5 protein-coding genes are annotated in these 18,216 nt (G+C 70.7%); 1 reads left to right on the forward strand and 4 read right to left on the reverse strand.

All coding sequences use genetic code 11. From position 1 onward, the window contains the following. A partial coding sequence (locus ABZ406_RS29975) for an amino acid adenylation domain-containing protein (RefSeq protein ID WP_357768766.1) occupies window positions 1-13,526 on the reverse strand: 13,526 nt, incomplete at its 3' end. A 411-nt stretch (window positions 13,527-13,937) separates the two neighbouring features. Between ABZ406_RS29975 and ABZ406_RS29980 the strand changes: the two genes are divergently transcribed. Beyond that, window positions 13,938-14,972: a GNAT family N-acetyltransferase gene (locus ABZ406_RS29980; RefSeq protein ID WP_357768768.1), complete on the forward strand. Its 1,035-nt coding sequence runs from the start codon at window positions 13,938-13,940 to the stop codon at window positions 14,970-14,972. Here ABZ406_RS29980 and ABZ406_RS29985 read toward each other — a convergent pair. The 3 genes from ABZ406_RS29985 to ABZ406_RS29995 form a co-directional block, all read right to left on the reverse strand. Continuing rightward, window positions 14,966-16,225 carry a pyridoxal phosphate-dependent aminotransferase gene (locus ABZ406_RS29985; protein ID WP_357768770.1) on the reverse strand — a complete coding sequence of 420 codons (1,260 nt, stop codon included), beginning with the start codon at window positions 16,223-16,225 and terminating at the stop codon, window positions 14,966-14,968. The genes ABZ406_RS29980 and ABZ406_RS29985 overlap by 7 nt on opposite strands. A 65-nt stretch (window positions 16,226-16,290) precedes the next feature. Then, on the reverse strand, window positions 16,291-17,181 hold the full coding sequence (locus tag ABZ406_RS29990) for a dihydrodipicolinate synthase family protein (RefSeq protein WP_357768772.1): 891 nt from the start codon (window positions 17,179-17,181) through the stop codon (window positions 16,291-16,293). Window positions 17,182-17,300: 119 nt separating this feature from the next. Then, complete coding sequence (locus tag ABZ406_RS29995; protein ID WP_357768774.1) at window positions 17,301-18,158, reverse strand: 2OG-Fe dioxygenase family protein; 858 nt, start codon at window positions 18,156-18,158, stop codon at window positions 17,301-17,303. Window positions 18,159-18,216 lie beyond the last annotated feature (58 nt).

Genomic DNA, 18,216 nt, shown 5'->3' on the forward strand with positions numbered 1-18,216 from the left:
GCTAGGGACGCCTGCCACACCATGAAAACCGTCACGCCATGCGCCCGCGCGACCTTTACCATTCGCGCATGCAGATCCGCTGACACCTCCACCGGCGCCTGAAAACCGCGGTGGCTCGCCACCTGCGGACGCGACCGATCAAGCGGCAAACTCAGCTCCTGGGGAACCCCCGCCAACACACCCCGCCAGTAACCAAGTTGGCGGGACAGCCTGCTGTCCGGGTCCGACTCGTCACCCAACAGACGCCGCTGCCACAGCGTGAAATCCGCGTACTGCACCGGCAGAGGCGACCACCCCGGGGCGTCACCAGCACACCGCGCGGCGTAGGCCACCGACACGTCGCGGGCCAACGGGCCCATCGACCACCCATCACCGGCGATGTGGTGGACCACCACCACGAGGACCTCATCGTTGACCAGGACCGCCCGCAAGGGCACCTCCACCGACAGATCGAACGGCCGGCCCACCACCTCTCCGATCACCGCATCGACATCCACCGACTCCACCCGCTCCAACACCCCACCCACCTCACCAACCCCCAACACCCGCTGGAACGGCTCCCCCTCCACCACCGGGAACACCGTCCGCAACACCTCATGCCGACCCACCACATCCACCAGAGCCGCCGACAACGCCACCACATCCACACCACCAACAAGCCGCAACACCACCGGCATGTTGTACGCCGCAGTCGACCCCTCCAACTGATTGATGAACCACAACCTGCGCTGCCCAAACGACAACGGCAAACGCCCCGGACGCTCCCCCACCACCAACACCGGCCGCGCCAAACCACCCTCACCCAACCGCCCCGCCAACCCCACCGGAGTCGGCGCCTCAAACAACACCCGCAACGACAGATCCACCCCAAAAACCGACCGCAAACGACTCAGCAACCGCACCGCCAGTAGCGAGTGCCCACCGAGGGCGAAGAAACTGTCATTCACGCCCACCTGCGGCAGACCCAGGACATCGGCGAATGCCGTCGCGAGCAGATCGACCCGAGGGTCTGTGCTGCGGCCACGACCGCCGCCGGCCGACGTCACCGGGGCCGGCAACGCGGCCTGGTCCAACTTCCCGTTGACGGTCACCGGCAGCGCGTCGAGGACCACCACCGCCGCCGGCACCATGTACTCCGGCAACCGCTGCCCCACGAACTCCCGCACCCCGGCACCGTCACCACCGACGACGTACGCGACCAGACGGTCGTCCCGCACGATCACCGCGGCCTGGCGGACCTGCGGGTGAGCGGCCACCGCCGCCCGCACCTCGCCCAGCTCGATCCGGAAGCCCCGCAGCTTCACCTGTTCGTCGGTGCGCCCCAGGTAGCCCAACCGCCCGTCGGCGGTCCACCGGACCAGGTCACCGGTGCGGTACAACCGCTGTCCCGGCTCATAGGGATTCGCGACGAACCGCTCCGCTGTCAATCCGGCCCGGTTCACGTAACCTCGCGCCAGGCCGGCGCCGGCCAGGTACAACTCGCCGGCCACCCCCACCGGCACCGCTTGAAGGTTCGTATCCAGCACGTAGGAGCGGGTGTTCCCGACCGGCCGACCGATCAACGGCTGCTCACTGTCCACGACGTCCAGCCACACCGCGTCGACTGTCGCCTCGGTGGGACCGTAGAAGTTCACACACCGCACGCCGTCGGCGTCGCGGAACGCCGACCACAGCGAGGCGTCGACCGCCTCCCCGCCCAACATCACGACCTGTGGTGGAGCGGCCAGCAGGCCGTCGGCCACCAACCGTTCCGCGTACGTCGGCGTGACATCCACGAAGCCGATCTCGTGCTCCCGGACGTAGCGGACCATGGCGGCGCTGTCCCGACGCGTGTCGTCGTCGATCACGTGCAGTTCGTGGCCCGCGACCATCCACAGCAGCGCGTCCCAGGACGTGTCGAACGACAGCGACGCCGTCAACGCCGCCCGCAACCGGCCCGACACCGCCGAGAACAGACCGGCCTGGTGCAGTCCGTACAGGTTCCGGAGATTCCCGTGCGTGACGGCGACACCCTTGGGCCGCCCGGTCGACCCGGACGTGTAGATGACATAGGCGAGATCGTCGGCTCGCGTATCGCCTTCCGGTGACGTGGCGGAAGCCGTAGCTGGCCCCGCCTCGGTGTCCGGGGCGTCGAGCAGCAACGCCGGCACCCCCGCCGGTACGAGTCGCGCCAACGTCGACGACGTCACCACCGCCGCCGCCGAGGAGTCCCCGAGCACGAATTCGATCCGCTCGACCGGGTACTCCGCATCCACCGGCAGGTACACCCCGCCCGTCCGCAGGACCGCCAGGATCGCCGCCACTGCCTCCAACCCACGCGGCAGCAGCACACCGACCACCGAGCCCCGGCACACTCCGCGAGCCCGCAGCAGCTCGGCCAGCCGGTCCACCCGCCCGTTCAACTCGGCGAACGTCAATGACTCGCCCGCGTACACCACCGCCACCGCGTCCGGCGTCGCCGCCGCCTGCGCCGCGAACACCTCCGGGACCAGTGGCGCTGCCACGTCCGCCGCCGTCTGGTTCCACTCCACCAGCACCCGCCGCAACGCGGCCCCGTCGAGCACGTCCACCGAGCTCAGGGCCGCCTCCGGCCGGCTCTCCAACGCGGCGACAAGTGCGGCGGTGGCAGTAGCGAGCAGGACGCCGACCTGGTGCGGATCGACGGCCGGCACACCATCGACAGTGAACGCGATGCCGTCGCCGTCGTCGTCCACCGACACCGACAGGGCGAAGTTGTGGTATTCCCGGGAGTAGACGACCTCCACCCCGTCGAGGCTCGAATCCGGCTCGGTCCGGGCCGTGTTGTGGCGGTAGTTGAACAGCGAGGTGAACAGCGGCGTCTCACCCGGCACCCCGCTGGCCCGCTGGGCGATCGCCAACGGCGCGTGCTCGTGCTCCAGCAGACCGGCGAGTTGATCGCGCATGGCGGCGACCACCGCCCGTACGCCCACCCCGTCGGTGCGCACCCGCACCGGGAGGGTGTTGATGAACGGTCCGGGTACCCGATCCGCGCCCGCGCCGGCGTTCATGCGACCGAACAGCACCGTACCGAAGACGACGTCGGTCCGGCCGCTGACGGCGGCCAGGACGCGGGCCCACGCCACGTGCAGGACGGTGGCCGGGCTGGTGCCGAGGGCGCGAGCCACGTCTCGCAGCCGTGCCGTCACCGCGTCGTCGAGCCCGACCCGGGCGAACTTCTCGCCGATGCGCTGGCCGCGTACGTCGAGCAACCCGTACGGGGCGGTCGGCTCGTCCACGTCGCCGAGGAGCCCGGCGAAGTACCGCTCGTGTTCCTCGGCGCTGACACCGCCTCGGGCCTGTGCGACGAAGTCGCGGAACGGCACCGGGGCCGGCAGCTGCGCGCCGCGACCGGCGAGGATCGCCTCGATCTCACCCAGCATCACGTCCATGCCCGTGTGGTCCTCGATCATGTGGTGGGCGCGGACGAGCGCCTGCCAGCGATCGGTGCCGGGTACCGCGGCGACGTGGAGGTCCAGCAGCGGCGCCCGGCGTAGGTCCATCCAGAGCCCGACCCGTCCCACCAGGGCGGCCGACGGGTCGTCGGTCTCCGGCAGCACCACCTCGGTCACCGGCAGTGTCGCCGATCGCCACACCACCTGAACCGGAGTGTCCAGCCCTTCCCAGACCACGCCCGTGCGGTAGATGTCATGCCGATCGATCACCTGCTGCACGGCCGCCAGGAACGCGTCGAGACGGTGCCGGGAATCGAATTCGAGGACGGTGGGCGTCACGTACGCGTCGACGCCTCCGGCCGCCAGGAGGTGGTGGAACAGCAGCCCTTCCTGCAGCGGAGCCAACGGGTACACGTCCGCCACGTTCGGCGCACCGCCGGCCACGGTGGCCACGACCTGGTCGAGTTGCGCCTGGGTGAGGTCCACCAGCGGCAGCATCGCTGGCGTGATCGCGGTGGCACCGCTCGGAATCCCGTTGGCCGGCACCTCGACCTGGTCGGCTTCCGCCGCGGTGGCCAGGCCGGCAGGCGTGGGGGTCTGGAACAGGGCGCGTACCGCGACCGACACGCCGCGCTGGCGCAGCCACTCGGTCAGTCGTACGACCAGCAGAGAGTGACCGCCGAGGACGAAGAAGTCGTCGTCCACCCCGACGCTCGGCAGACCGAGCACCTCGGCGAAACCGGCGCACAACACGCTTTCCCGCTCGTTCGCGGGAGCCCGACCCCGACCGGCAAGGCCGGCGAAGTCCGGGGCCGGCAGGGCTCGCCGGTCCAGCTTGCCGGCGACGGTCATCGGCAGCTCGGCGAGGACCACCACCACCGGCACCATGTGACTGGGCAGTCGCTCGGCGACGAAGCGACGCACCAGCTCCGGCAGGTCCGCGCTGTCATCGGTGGCCACCACGTAGGCGACCAGCCGTCCGTCGTGGACCACGACCCCGGCCTGGACCACGTCCGGGTGGGCGCCCACGGCGGCCCGGACCTCCTCCAGCTCGATCCGGAACCCCCGGATCTTGACCTGGTCGTCGGTGCGGCCCTGGAACTCCAGTCGTCCGTCAGCGTCCCAGCGCACCAGGTCGCCGGTGCGGTACATCCGCACACCGGGAGTGAACGGGCAGGCCACGAAACGCTCGCTGGTGGTGCCGGGCCGGTTGAGGTAGCCGCGGGCCACACCCGCGCCGGCCAGATACAACTCACCAGCGACCCCCACCGGCACCGGTGACAGCCACTGGTCGAGCACGTAGGCCTGGGTGTTGGCGATCGGCACCCCGATCGAGGGTCGGTCGGTGTCGCCGACCGGCAGACCGAGAGCGTCGACGGAGTACTCGGTCGGCCCGTAGAGCGGCACGAACCGCATCTCCTCGGCGTCGCGCAACTGCTCCCACAACCGCTGCCCGACCGCCTCACCGCCGAGCAGGAGGACCGTCGGGGGCGTCTCGAGCAGCCCGTCGACGACCAACTGCTCGGCATAGGTCGGCGTCACGTCCATCACGCCGATGCCGGCCTCCCGCACGTACCGCACCACTGCCGCGGTGTCCCGGCGGACGTCGTCGTCAAGCACGTGCAGTTCGTGGCCGGCCACCATCCACAGCAGCCCTTCCCACGACGTGTCGAACGACAACGACGCCGTCAACGCGAACCGCAACCGGCGATCCTCGAAGTCCGCCAGCACCCCCGCGCGGTGGGTCGCGTAGAGGTTCCGCAGACCGCCGTGGGTCAGCACCACACCCTTCGGTCGGCCCGTCGAACCCGACGTGTAGATCACGTACGCGGCCGTGTCCGGACCCACCGCGGTCGCCACCGGAGCGCTCGAGACCTCGGCCAGTTCCGCGACGAGCACGGCGTCGTCCACCGCCAGTCGCGCCACCCCGGCCGGCACCGACTCCTGTAGTTCCGCCGTGGTCAGCACCACAGCCGGTGCCGCGTCCGCGACCATCAACCGGATCCGCTCGGCCGGATACTCCACGTCCAGCGGCAGATAGGCGGCACCCGCCTTCAACACCCCGAGGATCGCCACCACCACGTCCACGCCTCGCGGTAGCAGTAGGCCGACCACCGACTCGGCGCCCACACCCCGGCCCGTCAACAACCGGGCCAGCCGGTTGGCCCGGCTGTCCACCTCGGCGAACGTCAGTGAGACGTCCTGGCACACCACCGCCACCGCGTCCGGCGTGGTCGCCGCCTGCGCGGCCAACACCTCCGGCAGCAACGGCGGCGCCACCGGGAGGGCCTTGTCGTTCCACTCGGTCACCACCCGCCGCCGCTCACCGCTGTCGAGGACGTCCACGGTCCGGACCGGCGCTGACGGGTCGGACAGGACGCCGTGCAGCACCCGGACGAAGCGCGACGTGAGCGTCTCGACTGTGGCCGGGTCGAACAGGTCCGCGGCGGCGACGACGAGGCCGTTCATGCCGGCCGGCGCGCCCGTGTCGTCGAAGGTCTCGCCGAGCGTCACGTCCAGGTCGAACTTCGCCGCCGGCGGCGCACCCGGTAGGGACCCGGCAGCTGCCCCCGGCAGCTCCAGCACCGCGTCGGCGGTGTTCTGCAGTGTCAACATCACCTGGAACAGTGGGTTGCGCGCCATCGAACGGGCCGGGGCCAGCTCCTCGACCAGCCGCTCGAACGGCACATCCTGGTGCTCGAACGCCGACAGGGCCGTCGCGCGGACCTGGCTCAGGAGGTCGACGAACGAGGGGTCGCCGGACAGATCGGTGCGCAGGACCAGTGTGTTGACGAAGAACCCGACCGCGTCGTCGAGCGCGACGTCGGTACGGCCGGCGACCGGGACACCGATCGGCAGGTCGGTACCGGCCCCCAGCCGGGACAGCAGCACGGCCAGGGCCGCCTGCAGCACCATGAACACAGTGGTGCCCTCGGCCCGGGCGACGTCGCGCAGTCGCGCGTGCAGGTCGGCGGTCAGCGTGAGCGGCACGGCGTGGCCGGCGTAGCCGGCGACCGGCGGGCGGGGCCGGTCGAACGGCAGCGCCAGTTCCTCGGGTGCGCCGGCGAGCGCCTGCCGCCAGTAGGCGACCTGTCGGGACAGCACGCTGTCCGGGTCGTCGGCCGCACCCAGCAGATCACGCTGCCAGAGCGCGTAGTCGGCGTACTGGACGGGCGGCGGCTCCCACGTCGGCGCCGTGCCCGCCCGCCGAACGGCGTAGGCGGCGGACAGGTCCGCGGCCAGCGGCCCCATCGACCAGCCGTCACCGGCGATGTGGTGCACGACCACGGCGAGCACGTGCTCGTCGGGGCTGGTCTCGAACAGCCAGGCCCGGATCGGCACCTCACGGGACAGGTCGAACGGGTAGGAGACCGCGGCGGTGACGGCCGCCTCGACCGCATCCGGTGCGAGCGACTGGGTCGACAACTCCCAGGACAGGTCGTCCAGGCCCAGGATGCGCTGGTACGGCGCGCCGTCGGCAACAGCGAAGACGGTACGCAGCACCTCGTGCCGGCCGATGACGTCGCGCAGGGCGGCGTTCAGCGCGCTCGGGTCCACATCACCGGTCAGCCGCAACACGACGGGCATGTTGTACGTGCCGGACGGCCCTTCGAGCTGCGCGATGAACCACAGCCGCTGCTGGGCGAACGACAGGGGCGTCCGGTCCGAACGTTCCCGCGCTGCCAACGCGGTCCGCGCCTGACCGCCCTCGCTCAGCCGTGCGGCCAGCGCCGCCGGTGTGGGCGCGTCGAAGAGCGCACGCAGCGGCAGTTCCGTGGCGAAGACGCTGCGCAGCCGGCTGATGAGGCGGACGGCGAGCAGGGAGTGCCCGCCGAGGGCGAAGAAGTCGTCTTCGAGCCCGACAGCCGGCAGATCCAGCACTTCGGCGTACGCCGCGCAGAGCAGTTCCTCGCGCAGCGTGAGCGGCGCCCGGCCGGCTGCCGCCGTGTAGTCCGGCGCCGGCAGCGACCGCTGGTCGAGCTTGCCGCTGACGAGCGTCGGCAGCGCGTCGAGCACGACCACGGCGGCGGGGACCATGTGCCGGGGCAGTCGCTCGCCCACGAACTGGCGGATCGTCGCCGGCAGTGTCGCGGTGTCCGCGTGCCCGGCGGCCACGACGTAGGCGACCAGCCGGCGGTCACCAGCGACCTCGTCCCGCACGATGACGGCGGCCTGGGTCACGTCCGGATGCGCGACCACGGCCGCCTGCACCTCGGCCAGCTCGATCCGGAAACCTCGGATCTTGACCTGTGAGTCACTGCGCCCCAGGTAGTCCAGGCGCCCGTCCCGGTCCCAGCGCACGACGTCGCCGGTGCGGTACATGCGCTCGCCGTCACCCCACGGGCAGGCCACGAACCGCTCGCCGGTCAGCGAGGGGCGGCGAACGTACCCGCGGGTGAGGCTCGCGCCGGCGAGGTACAGCTCACCGGCGACACCGACCGGAACCGGTTGCAGGCGCCCGTCGAGCACGTAGGCCCGGGTGTTGGTGATCGGGCGGCCCACCAGAGGATGCTCGACGCCCTCCAGGGCCAGGCCGAGGGCGTCGACCGTGTACTCGGTGGGGCCGTAGATGTTGAAGGACTGCAGACCGTCCACGGCCCGCACCTGGTCCCAGAGGACAGTGCCGGCCGCCTCGCCACCGAGCAACAACACCGTCGGCCGGCGCAGCGGATCAGCCAGCAGGCCGTCGTGGACGAGCTGCTCGGCGTACGTCGGCGTCACGTCCATGACGTCGATCCCCGGGTCGCGGACGTAGCGCACCATCGCTGTGGTGTCGCGTCGCACCTCGTCGCTCACCACGTGCAGTTCGTGTCCCGCGATGAGCCAGAGCAGGCCCTCCCAGGAGGTGTCGAACGACAACGACGCGGTCAACCCGAACCGCATCCGGCGGTCGGCGCGGGCGATCGTGGTGCGGTGGTGGTACTCGTAGAGGTTGCGCAAACCGCCGTGTGTCGTCGCGACGCCCTTGGGCCGTCCGGTGGATCCCGAGGTGTAGTAGATGCAGGCGATGCCACTGGAGGTGGCCGCCGGCCATCCGGCCGGGTCCGCCTCCGGCTGGTCGAGCGCGGCGCGGGTCGCCGGGTCGTCGAGCAGGATCACCGGGGCGTCGGCGGGGAGCACGTTGGCAAGCGTCGCGCTGGTCAGCACGGCGACCGGCGCGACGTCCCGCAGCATGAGTTCGATCTGCGCGGCCGGGTATTCGGGGTCGATCGGCAGGTAAGCCGAACCCGCCTTCAGCACCGCGAACAGGGCGGCCACGGCGTCGGAGTTGCGTTCCAGACACAGTCCGACCACGGTCTCCGGCCCGGCGCCCCGGTCGACGAGGAGCCGCGCGATCCGGTTGACCCGGAGTTCCAGCTCCGCGAAGGTCACCGTGCCCGACGGGGACACCACTGCCGCCGCGTCCGGGGTCCGGCTCGTCTGGGTCTGGAGCAGGTCGACGACGGTTCGCTCGTCGATCTCGACAGCGGTGTCGTTCCACTCGGTGAGGATCTGGTGGCGCTCGTGGCGGCTCAGGATCGGCAGGTCCGCCAGTCGTGGCTCGGGCGTGCCGGGCTCCGCGGCCTCCAGCGCCGAGACGAGCGTCTCGATCGCCGTGGCCAGGTGGGCGCCGACCGCCGGCGGGTCGATGGGAGCCACCGCGACGACCCACGTGCCGATGGTGTCACCGTCGTCGTCGATCGAGATGGTCAGCGGGTAGTTGGTGTACTGCTCGGAGAAGATCACCCGGATTCCGTCGATCTCGTCGCTGACGGCGGGCTCGGGATTGTGCCGGTAGTTGAACAGGGTGGTCAGCAGCGGCGTGTCACCGGTGACCCCGCTGGCACGCTGGGCGAGCACGAGGGGTGCGTGCTCGTGTTCCACCAGGGCCGCGAGCTGCGCCTGCATTCTCCGCAACGCCGCCGTGACGCCGGCCTCGTCGGTTCGTACCCGTACCGGAAGGGTGTTGATGAAGGGCCCGGGGACCCGGTCGGACCCGGCGCCGCTGTTCATCCGCCCGAGCAGGACGGTGCCGAAGACGACGTCGTCCCGGCCGCTGAGCACGGAGAGGACCCGGGCCCACGCCACGTGCAGGACGGTGGCGGTGCTCACCGAGTGCGCCCGCGCCACCCGTCGAAGCCGTGCGGTGAGCGCCGGGTCGAAGGCGAGCCAGTGCTCGGCGAAGTCGGTCCCGTCGCGGCGCACATCGGTGACGCCGAACGCCGCGGTGGGTTCGTCCACATCGCCCAGCAGTTCGGCGAAGAACTGTTCGTGCTGCTGCTCGTCGCCGGCGCCGCGTGCCTGGGCGACGAAGTTGCGGAACGGCAGAGGTGGGGCCAACTCGTCGCCGCGTCCGGCCATCAGGGTCCGTACCTCGTCGAGGACGACCTCGAGGCCGAGGTGGTCCTGTACGAGGTGGTGCACCCGTACGACGCCGAGCCACCGGTCACTGCCGGGGGACGGGGCGATGTGCAGGTCGAGCAGTGGGGCCCTGCCGACGTCCATGGACTGGCCGGCGGCGGCGAGCAGTGTCGGGACCGGGTCGGTGCTGGTCTCGTCGAGCGTCACGTCGACGACGGGCAGCGTCGCACGCCGCCACACGACCTGAACGGGATCGGGTAGCCCTTCCCAGACGATCGCCGTGCGGTAGATGTCGTGCCGGTCGAGGACCTTCTGCAGGGCGTCGACGAAGCTGTCCAGCAGGTTCCGGGTGGCGAACTCGACGACCGTCGGCGTGATGTACACGTCGGCGCTGCCGGCGGAGAACAGGTGGTGGAACAGCAGCCCTTCCTGCAGCGGAGCGAGGGGGTACACGTCGGCGATGTTCGGCGCGCCACCCGCGACGGTCGACACCACGTGGTCGATCTGGGCGCTCGACAGCGACACCAGGGGCAGCATCTCGGGTGTGATGCGCTCGGCGTCCGCCGGGATGGCGTTAGGTGGTACGACAGTGAGCGGCCGGGCCTTTGCCGCGTCGGTCGCCCGGGCCAGCCCGGCCGGCGTCGGCGTCTCGAACAGTGCCCGGACCGGCACGGACAGGCCCCGCTGGCGCAGCCACTCCACCAGCCGCACGATCAGCAGCGAATGGCCGCCGAGGGCGAAGAAGTCGTCGTCCATGCCGACCTGGGGGAGGTCGAGCACGGCGGCGAAGCCCGCGCAGAGCAGCTCCTCCCGTGCGTCGGCCGGGGCGCGGCCGGCGCCGGCCGTGGCGGCGAAGTCGGGGTCGGGTAGCGCCGAACGGTCGAGCTTGCCGCTCACCGACAGCGGCAGCGCGTCCAGGACGAGAACGGCCGCCGGGACCATGTAGTCGGGCACGACGGTGGCGACGTGCGCGCGGACCGCCGCCGGCAGATCGGTCCGGCCGGCTCCTTCGACGGGTACGACGTACGCCACCAGGCGACGCTCGCCGGCCTGGTCCTGCCAGGCCACCGCTGCCGCCTGGGCGACCTCGGGGTGACCGGCGATGGCGGCGCGTACCTCGCCCAGTTCGATGCGGAAGCCACGCACCTTGACCTGGTCGTCGTCGCGGCCGAGGAACATCAGTTGCCCGTCCGGGGTCCAGCGGGCCCGGTCGCCGGTCCGGTACAGCCGGGATCCGGCCGGATCGAACGGGTCGGCGACGAACCGCTCGGCGGTCAGCTCCGGCCGCTTCAGGTAGCCGCGGGCCAACCCGGCGCCGGCGACGTAGAGTTCGCCGGCGACTCCCGGCGGCACCGGGTTGAGCCATCGGTCGAGCACGTACATGCGGGTGTTGGCGATCGGCCGGCCGACCGGCACCGTGCCGCCGGCCACCAGCTCCGAGGTGAGCCGGGTGGTGGCCACGCCGATGGTGGTCTCGGTCGGCCCGTAGTGGTTGAAGACCTGACGCTCGCCGGCGACGTCGGTGAGCTGCCCGACCCAGGCGGGGTGGGCGGCCTCACCGCCGAGCACCAGTGACCGGGCCGGCAGCACCGCTGCGACACCACGGGCGGCCGACAGCGCGGCCAGGTGCGACGGCACCGCCTTGAGGTAGTCGATGCGGTGCCGGCTGAGGTAGTCGGTGACCGCGGCCGGGTCGGTGCTGGCGTCCTCGTCGAGGACGTGCAACTCGCCGCCGGTCACCAGGCTGGCGAAGAGCGTGGTGTTGCCCAGGTCGGTGGTGTGCGCCTGCAACAGGGCGTACCGCCCGCCGGTCGGGCCGAAACCGATCCGGTCGGGGACGCAGGACAGGTAGTTCGCCAGCGACGCGTGGGCCACCGCCACGCCCTTGGGGGTGCCCGTCGACCCGGAGGTGTAGATGACGTACGCCAGCGCGGCCGAGGGCCCGCCGACCCGGGGGGACGTGGCATCGGCGGCGGCGATCGCGGCGACGACCGCCGGGGAGTCCAGCACCACTGTGGGTACGGCGGCGAGGGTGTCCTCGTCGGTGGTGTCCGTCGTGGTCAGCAGCATCGTGGCCGAGCTGTCGGCCAGCAGGTACGACTGCCGGTCGGACGGCTGCCGGCCGTCGATCGGGAGGTACGCGCCGCCCGCCTTCCAGATTGCCAGGATCGAGGTGATGGTGTCCAGACCTCGGTGCAGGCGCAACGCCACCACCGACTCGGGGCCCACGCCGAGGGTCAGCAGGTACCGCGCCAACCGGTTGGCCCGGCTGTCCAACTCCGCGTAGGACACCCGCTCGTCGGCGCTGACGACAGCCGTCGCGTCCGGGGTGCTGGCGACCTGCGCCTCGAACCGTTCGACGGCGGTGGCGGCGGGCAGCGCGGTGGTGGTGTCGTTCCACTCCTCGACCACGCGGCGTCGCTCGTCCGGGTCGAGCAGGGTGAGCGCGCTCAGCCGGATGCCGGGGTCTGCGGCCACCAGGTCGAGCAGGGTGCCCAGCCGGTCCGCGAGCCGCTGCGCCGATCCGACGTCGAACAGGTCGGCCGCGGCGGTGACCCATCCGGTGATGCCGGCCGGCTGGCCGGCCGGGTCGTACGTCTCCGAGACGCTGACGCTGAGGTCGAACTTCGCCGGGTCCGGTCCGGCGGGCAGGGCGGTGGCCCGGATCCCGTCGAGGTCAAGGCTCGCCTCCTGCTGGTTGAGCACCGTCAGCATCACCTGGAAGAGGGGGTGCCGGGCCAGCGACCGGGTGGGGGCCAGTTCCTCGACGAGCCGCTCGAAGGGCACATCCTGGTTGGCCAGGGCGGCCAATCCGTTCTCCCGGGCCTGCTGGACGAGGTCGGTGAAGGTCGGGTCGCCGGAGAGGTCACTGCGCAGGACGAGGGTGTTGACGAAGAAGCCGACGAGGTCGCGAAGCGCGACATCGGTTCGTCCCGCGACCGACACGCCGATCGGGATGTCCGACCCGGCGCCCAGTCGGGACAGCAGTGCCGCCAGGGCGGCCTGCAGCACCATGAAGACCGTCGCCCCTTCGCTGCGCGCGAGGCGGCGGAGCCGGGCGTGCACCGCCGCCGGCACTGTCACCGGGACGCTGTGCCCCCGGTGGCTGACCACGGCGGGGCGGGGCCGGTCGGTGGGGAGCAGCAGTTCCTCCGGCACCCCGGCCAGTGCCGTACGCCAGTAGCCGAGCTGGCGCGACACGATGCTCTCCGGGTTCTGGTCGTCGCCGAGCAGTTCCCGCTGCCACAGCGCGTAGTCGGCGTACTGCACGGGCAGTGGTTCCTGGTCCGGCGCCCGGCCGGCGCAGCGGGCCGCGTACGCGATGGAGAGGTCGCGTGCCAGCGGACCGCGGGACCATCCGTCGCTGGCGATGTGGTGGGTGACGACCACCAGGACGTGGTCGTCGGGGCCGGCGGAGAGCAGCCAGGCCCGGATCGGCACCTCGTGGGACACGTCGAAGGTCTGCTCGGTCGCTGCCGCGACCGCCTCGTCAAGGGCCTGCGGCTCGTCGGCCGGCAGGTCGACGACCTCCAGCGCCCAGTCCAGCTCCGCGATGTCGAGGATCCGCTGCGCCGGTTCGCCGTCCGTCGTCGGGAAGACCGTCCGCAGCGACTCGTGTCGTCCGATCACGTCGCGCAGGGCCGCCGCCAGCGCCGCCCGGTCGATCCGCCCGGTCAGTCGCAGCGCGATCGGGAGGTTGTAGGTGGCGCTGGGCCCCTCCAGTTGTTCGATGAACCACAGCCGGCGCTGCGCGAACGACAACGGGATCATCCTGACTCCTCCTGGCGGGACCCGACCCTGGGGCCGGTTCTGCTGAACATTCCGCTCGACACTCACCTGCCGGTGACGAGCAGTCCGCGGACGACCACGCACCGCCCGCTGGCTTCGTCGGCGGCGGTCCTCGCCGTGCGGGGCCGACCGACGCTCGAGGGGCGTTGGGCAACGGGGGCCGACGTGGCGAGATGACGAGGCGGGTCGCCAGCGGTGCGAACCAAGAGCCATCATGCGAGGGGTGGCGGCTTTCGTCACGGCGTCGGCTTTGTACAACCCGTCATGCCGCCAGTGATTGATCATCTGCGATAGAAGATCCTCGGCGGCCCGTTCGACTGGCGTTGGGAACCAGTTGAACACCGCGGCTTCCGGGGGCAGTTGACCAGCGACGGACCTGACGCTCGCCGGGCGGTGGGCAGCTCCGGCTGGTTGTCAACGCCTTGCGCCGCCGACCGCGACACCGCCATCCTTCTATGCATGAACGTCGATATTGCACCGTTATGGCTCGAAGATCCGACTTCCGTCGAAGAATGGGTACAGGTCAGCGAAGCGGTGCGACGCCACGATCTCCCCATCATCCCGTCGACCACGCGATCCGACGTTGAACGGACCCTGCGGCATCCCTGGCCGGGCCTCACCGAACTGGGATTCGTCGTACGGGCCGCCGGCGAGCCGGTGGGCCAGTTCGGCCTGGCGTTCCAGCAGGACGACCCCACGGCCGCCGCTCTCGAGCTGGGAGTCAGCCCGGATCACCGTCGCCGCGGCTTCGGTCGGCAGATCCTGCGTGCGGTGGAGGACGTGGCGCACGGCCACGGCTGCCGCGAGCTGTCCTCGAACGCGCTCGTCGATTATCCCGGGCTGAGCGTTGGCGGTGGGGGCGCCTCGCTGTTCGCGCGGGCGGCAGGCTACTCGACCGAGGGGCCCGACCTCAACTATCGACTACACACCAAGGCCACGGACGAGCGGCGTCTCGACCTCGCCCTCGAACACGGGTGGGCGAAGGCGACCGGCTATCGGGTGGTCAGCTGGATCGACCGCACGCCGAAGGACCTGGTCGACAACGTGGCGTACCTCAACGGGCAGGACACCGACGACTACCACGAGACCGAACGGCTGACCCAGGAGCGGGGGCGCACCGTCTACCACACCGGAATGGTGCACGAGGACAGCGACTGCCTGGTCTCCTGGACCAGCCTGAGTTACCAGTCAGAACATCCCTGGCACGGATCCCAGCACAACACGATCGTCGATCCGCCTCATCGGGGGCGACGGCTGGGCCTGGTCGCCAAGGTGGAGAACCTCAGGTTCTTCCTCCGGCACCAGCCGCAGGTCACGGCCTGCGACTCGCTGAACGCGGCCGACAACCACCCGATCATCTCCATCAACACGAGACTGGGTTTCGTCCCCACGCACGCCTTCACCTGCTGGAGTCGCACCTACTACTGAGCGGCCGGTCCAGGACGCGGATGAGCGCCGACGGGTTCCCGGCGCTCATCCGCGTCGCCGGTGGTCGCCGTCGACAACGCGGGGTCAGCGTCGGGATGGCAGAAGTCGACAAGCCGTCGCACGCCCTCGGCCAGCGCCTCGCCGTCCGCGGTCAGCGCGATCCGCACCCAACCGCCGCCGCGAGCACCGAAGGTGGAACCCGGAGCGACAAGCACCCGTTTCGCGCGAAGCAGCTCACGGGTCCAGTCCCAGTCACCACCCTTGTCGTCGTCTCCGAACGGTGGGTCGGTGACCCGGGCGAAGACGTAGAAGGCGCCCTGCGGGTCCGTGTACGGGATGTCGGCGTCCCGCAGCGTCCGGGTGACGCTGGCACGTCGCCGCAGGTAGGTGGCCCGCATGTCGGTCAGCGCCTGCTGTGGACCCTCAAGCGCGGCCAGTGCGCCGGCCTGCGCGGCGATGTTCACACAGCAGATCGCCATCTCCTGGAGGCGGAGGCAGAGCGCGGACAGCGATCGGGGCACCACCAGGTAACCCACTCGCATGCCGGGCATCGCGAACGTCTTGGAGAAGCTGAAGCAACTGATGACCCGTTCGTCGTCGAGCGAGGCGGGGCTGAGGTGGGAGCCGGTGAACAGGAACGACTCGTAGCACTCGTCGGTCACCAACCACAGGTCGCGGCGCCGGACGAGGTCGACGAGTCCGTGGAGGGTCGCCGCCGAGAGCACCGCTCCGGTCGGGTTGCCGGGCGAGTTCACCACGATCACGCGGGTGGCGGGGGTGATGGCGCGTTCCAGCTCGGCCAGTTGGGCGGCCGACGAGTCGTCGGCCGCCAGTGCGTACGGCCGGGACAGGCCACCGAGCGACCGGACCGCCATCGCGTAGTTCGGCCAGCCCGGGTCGGGCACCAGCACCTCGTCCCCGGGCGCGAGTATCGCCGACAGGGCCAGGTGGACGCCCTGGGTGGCACCGGCAGTCACGAAGATCTGCTCGGTGCCGACCCGGACGTCGTTCTGCCGGACCAACTTGGCCCGGATCGCCTCGACCAACCCCGGTTCGCCGCGGTTCGGTCCGTAGCGCGCCGCGCCCCGACGCACGGCCTGCTCGACGGCGGCGACCACATGGTCCGGCGAGGGCAGGTCCGGCGCTCCGATGTGCAGAGCCACCTCCGGGCCGGGTAACTCCTGCAGCCACTCGCTGATGGCCCGGAACCCGGACCGCCCCACCGCTTGCGCGTACGAGCCGACTGACGGCATCTGTGCCTCCTGAGAGAGGGTCTCCGCTAAGTCGGCGACCGGGGCGGGCCGGAGCGTGGCGGGAGTCAGAGAACGTTGATCTTTTTCATCACCATGAGCAGTTCCTCGCGCGACTCCTCATCGATCTGGCGCAACGGCGACCGGACACGACCGCTGGCGATCACACCCATGGCGGCCGCCACCGCCTTGAAGCGGGCGATGAAGTTGCGCTCCGGAATGGAGATGGCGACCATCGCCGGAAGCAGCGTGCTGGTGAAGATGGTGTACGCCTCGTCCAGGTCACCCCGCTCGTACGCCTGGTGCACCGCCATGACCTCACGGGGCTGAATGTTGCCGGTGGCGATGGTGCTGCCCACCGCGCCCGCCCGGAAGGTGCTCAGGAGCGCACTGTCCTCGCCGGCGAGCGGAACCACGCCCGGGGCCAGCCGTCGGATGTCACTGGCCCGCTCCGGGTCGGTGAACGCCAGCTTCACGTACTTGACGTTGGAGACCCGCTTCGCGACCTCCGCGACGACCTCGGCCGGCACGGGAATCTTGGCGGCACCGTCGTACAGCATGACCGGCAGGTCGGTCGACCGGGCCACTGTCGTGAAGTGCTCGACCTGCGCCGCCGCCGACTGGTCGAAGTAGAGCGGGGGCAGCACCATCACACAGTCGGCCCCGGCCTCCCGGGCCGCCTGGGTGAGCTCGACCGCCGCGGCGGTGCCGTCCGCGCCCACACCGACGGTGACCGGCACCCGCCCGGCGACCTGGCCCACGACGGTACGCATCACCTCGACCCGCTCGGCAGTGGACAGGGTGAAGAACTCCCCGGTCGTGCCGAGCGCGATGATGCCCTGGATGCCGCCTCCCAGCACGAAGTCGATGAGCGAGGCCATCGACTTGTGGTCGAGCTCTCCGGAGTCGTCGAAGGGGGTCACCACGAGGGTGTTGGCCCCACCCGGTACGAGATCCATGCTGCGTCCTCTCTAGGTCGTGTGCCGCGGGCCGGACGAACCGCGGCGCCGTCGCCACGGGTCCCCGGCCGGGAACCCGTGGCGACGGGAACGTCTGTGGATGGAGCCGTCGGTGAGGCTCAGAAGTCGGGCACGAAGGGCGCCACGCCGATGATCAGGATCGAGCGCTGGCCGGGGCCGGGGGCGTCGCCCAACCGCACCGGGCTGACGTGATGGCTGACCCGATGGTCGTGCACCGCGTACGTTTCCAGGGGCTCGGCCAGGGTGAACTGGGCGTGGATCGCCTCGGGCGCCAACTCCTCGGGCTGTCGCCCGGCGCTCTCCGGAGTGGCGATGACGTTCTCGCCACCGACCACGTTGTGACAGTCGACGAGGTGCGCGAAGGTGAACATGGTGGCTCCGCCGTCCTGGTGCAGACAGTTCGGCGAGGAGACCGCGATGTCGCCGCGGTCATGGACGGCAAGCTTCACCATGTGCAGCCCGACGTATATCGGGGTCCGGGCCATTTCTTCGAGCCACTGGACCTGAGCGATGTCGGCCCGGATGATCTGCAACAGCAGCTCATTGTTCTGCAACTTCTCCGGAACCTCGGGAAAGCACCGCCGCAGTTGCGTGAAATCGGGGTTGTAACGCCCTTGATGATATTCCGCGACGGAACCGTAGGTGGTGTCCGGTACGCCAGGAATCCAGAACAACCCTTCGTTCCACGGCAGGTACACCAGGCGAGAGTACCGGCGGAAGCGTTTGCCGTCGGGCGCGTACGGGTCCTCGGGCAAGCCGGCGAATTCGGCTCTGAGATGCCGGAAGTCTTCCGGGTACCGGTCCGCCGAGAAGCCGAATTCGGCAGCTCGGCCGCGGGCGAAGCCGCGCTCGGACAAGGCTTTCGCGTCCGTGTACCGACGATCGGGCAACACCATAGCCGCCTCGGGCCGACTCCCGTCCATGAATTGTCCCTCTCCAGAGCATTCACGCCCCACCGGCGGTCTTGGGAATTTGTCGATTGCAGTGAAACATGTCTTTGGCGCGGTGGCCAGG

The sequence above is a fragment of the Micromonospora sp. NPDC005710 genome, from assembly GCF_040630995.1.
Classification (GTDB): domain Bacteria; phylum Actinomycetota; class Actinomycetes; order Mycobacteriales; family Micromonosporaceae; genus Micromonospora.

Excerpts from the sequence above, each read along its gene's own strand:
- ABZ406_RS29985 (WP_357768770.1), bottom strand. The coding sequence starts at position 16,225 with ATGCCGTCAGTCGGCTCGTACGCGCAAGCGGTGGGGCGGTCCGGGTTC.
- ABZ406_RS29990 (WP_357768772.1), bottom strand. The coding sequence starts at position 17,181 with ATGGATCTCGTACCGGGTGGGGCCAACACCCTCGTGGTGACCCCCTTC.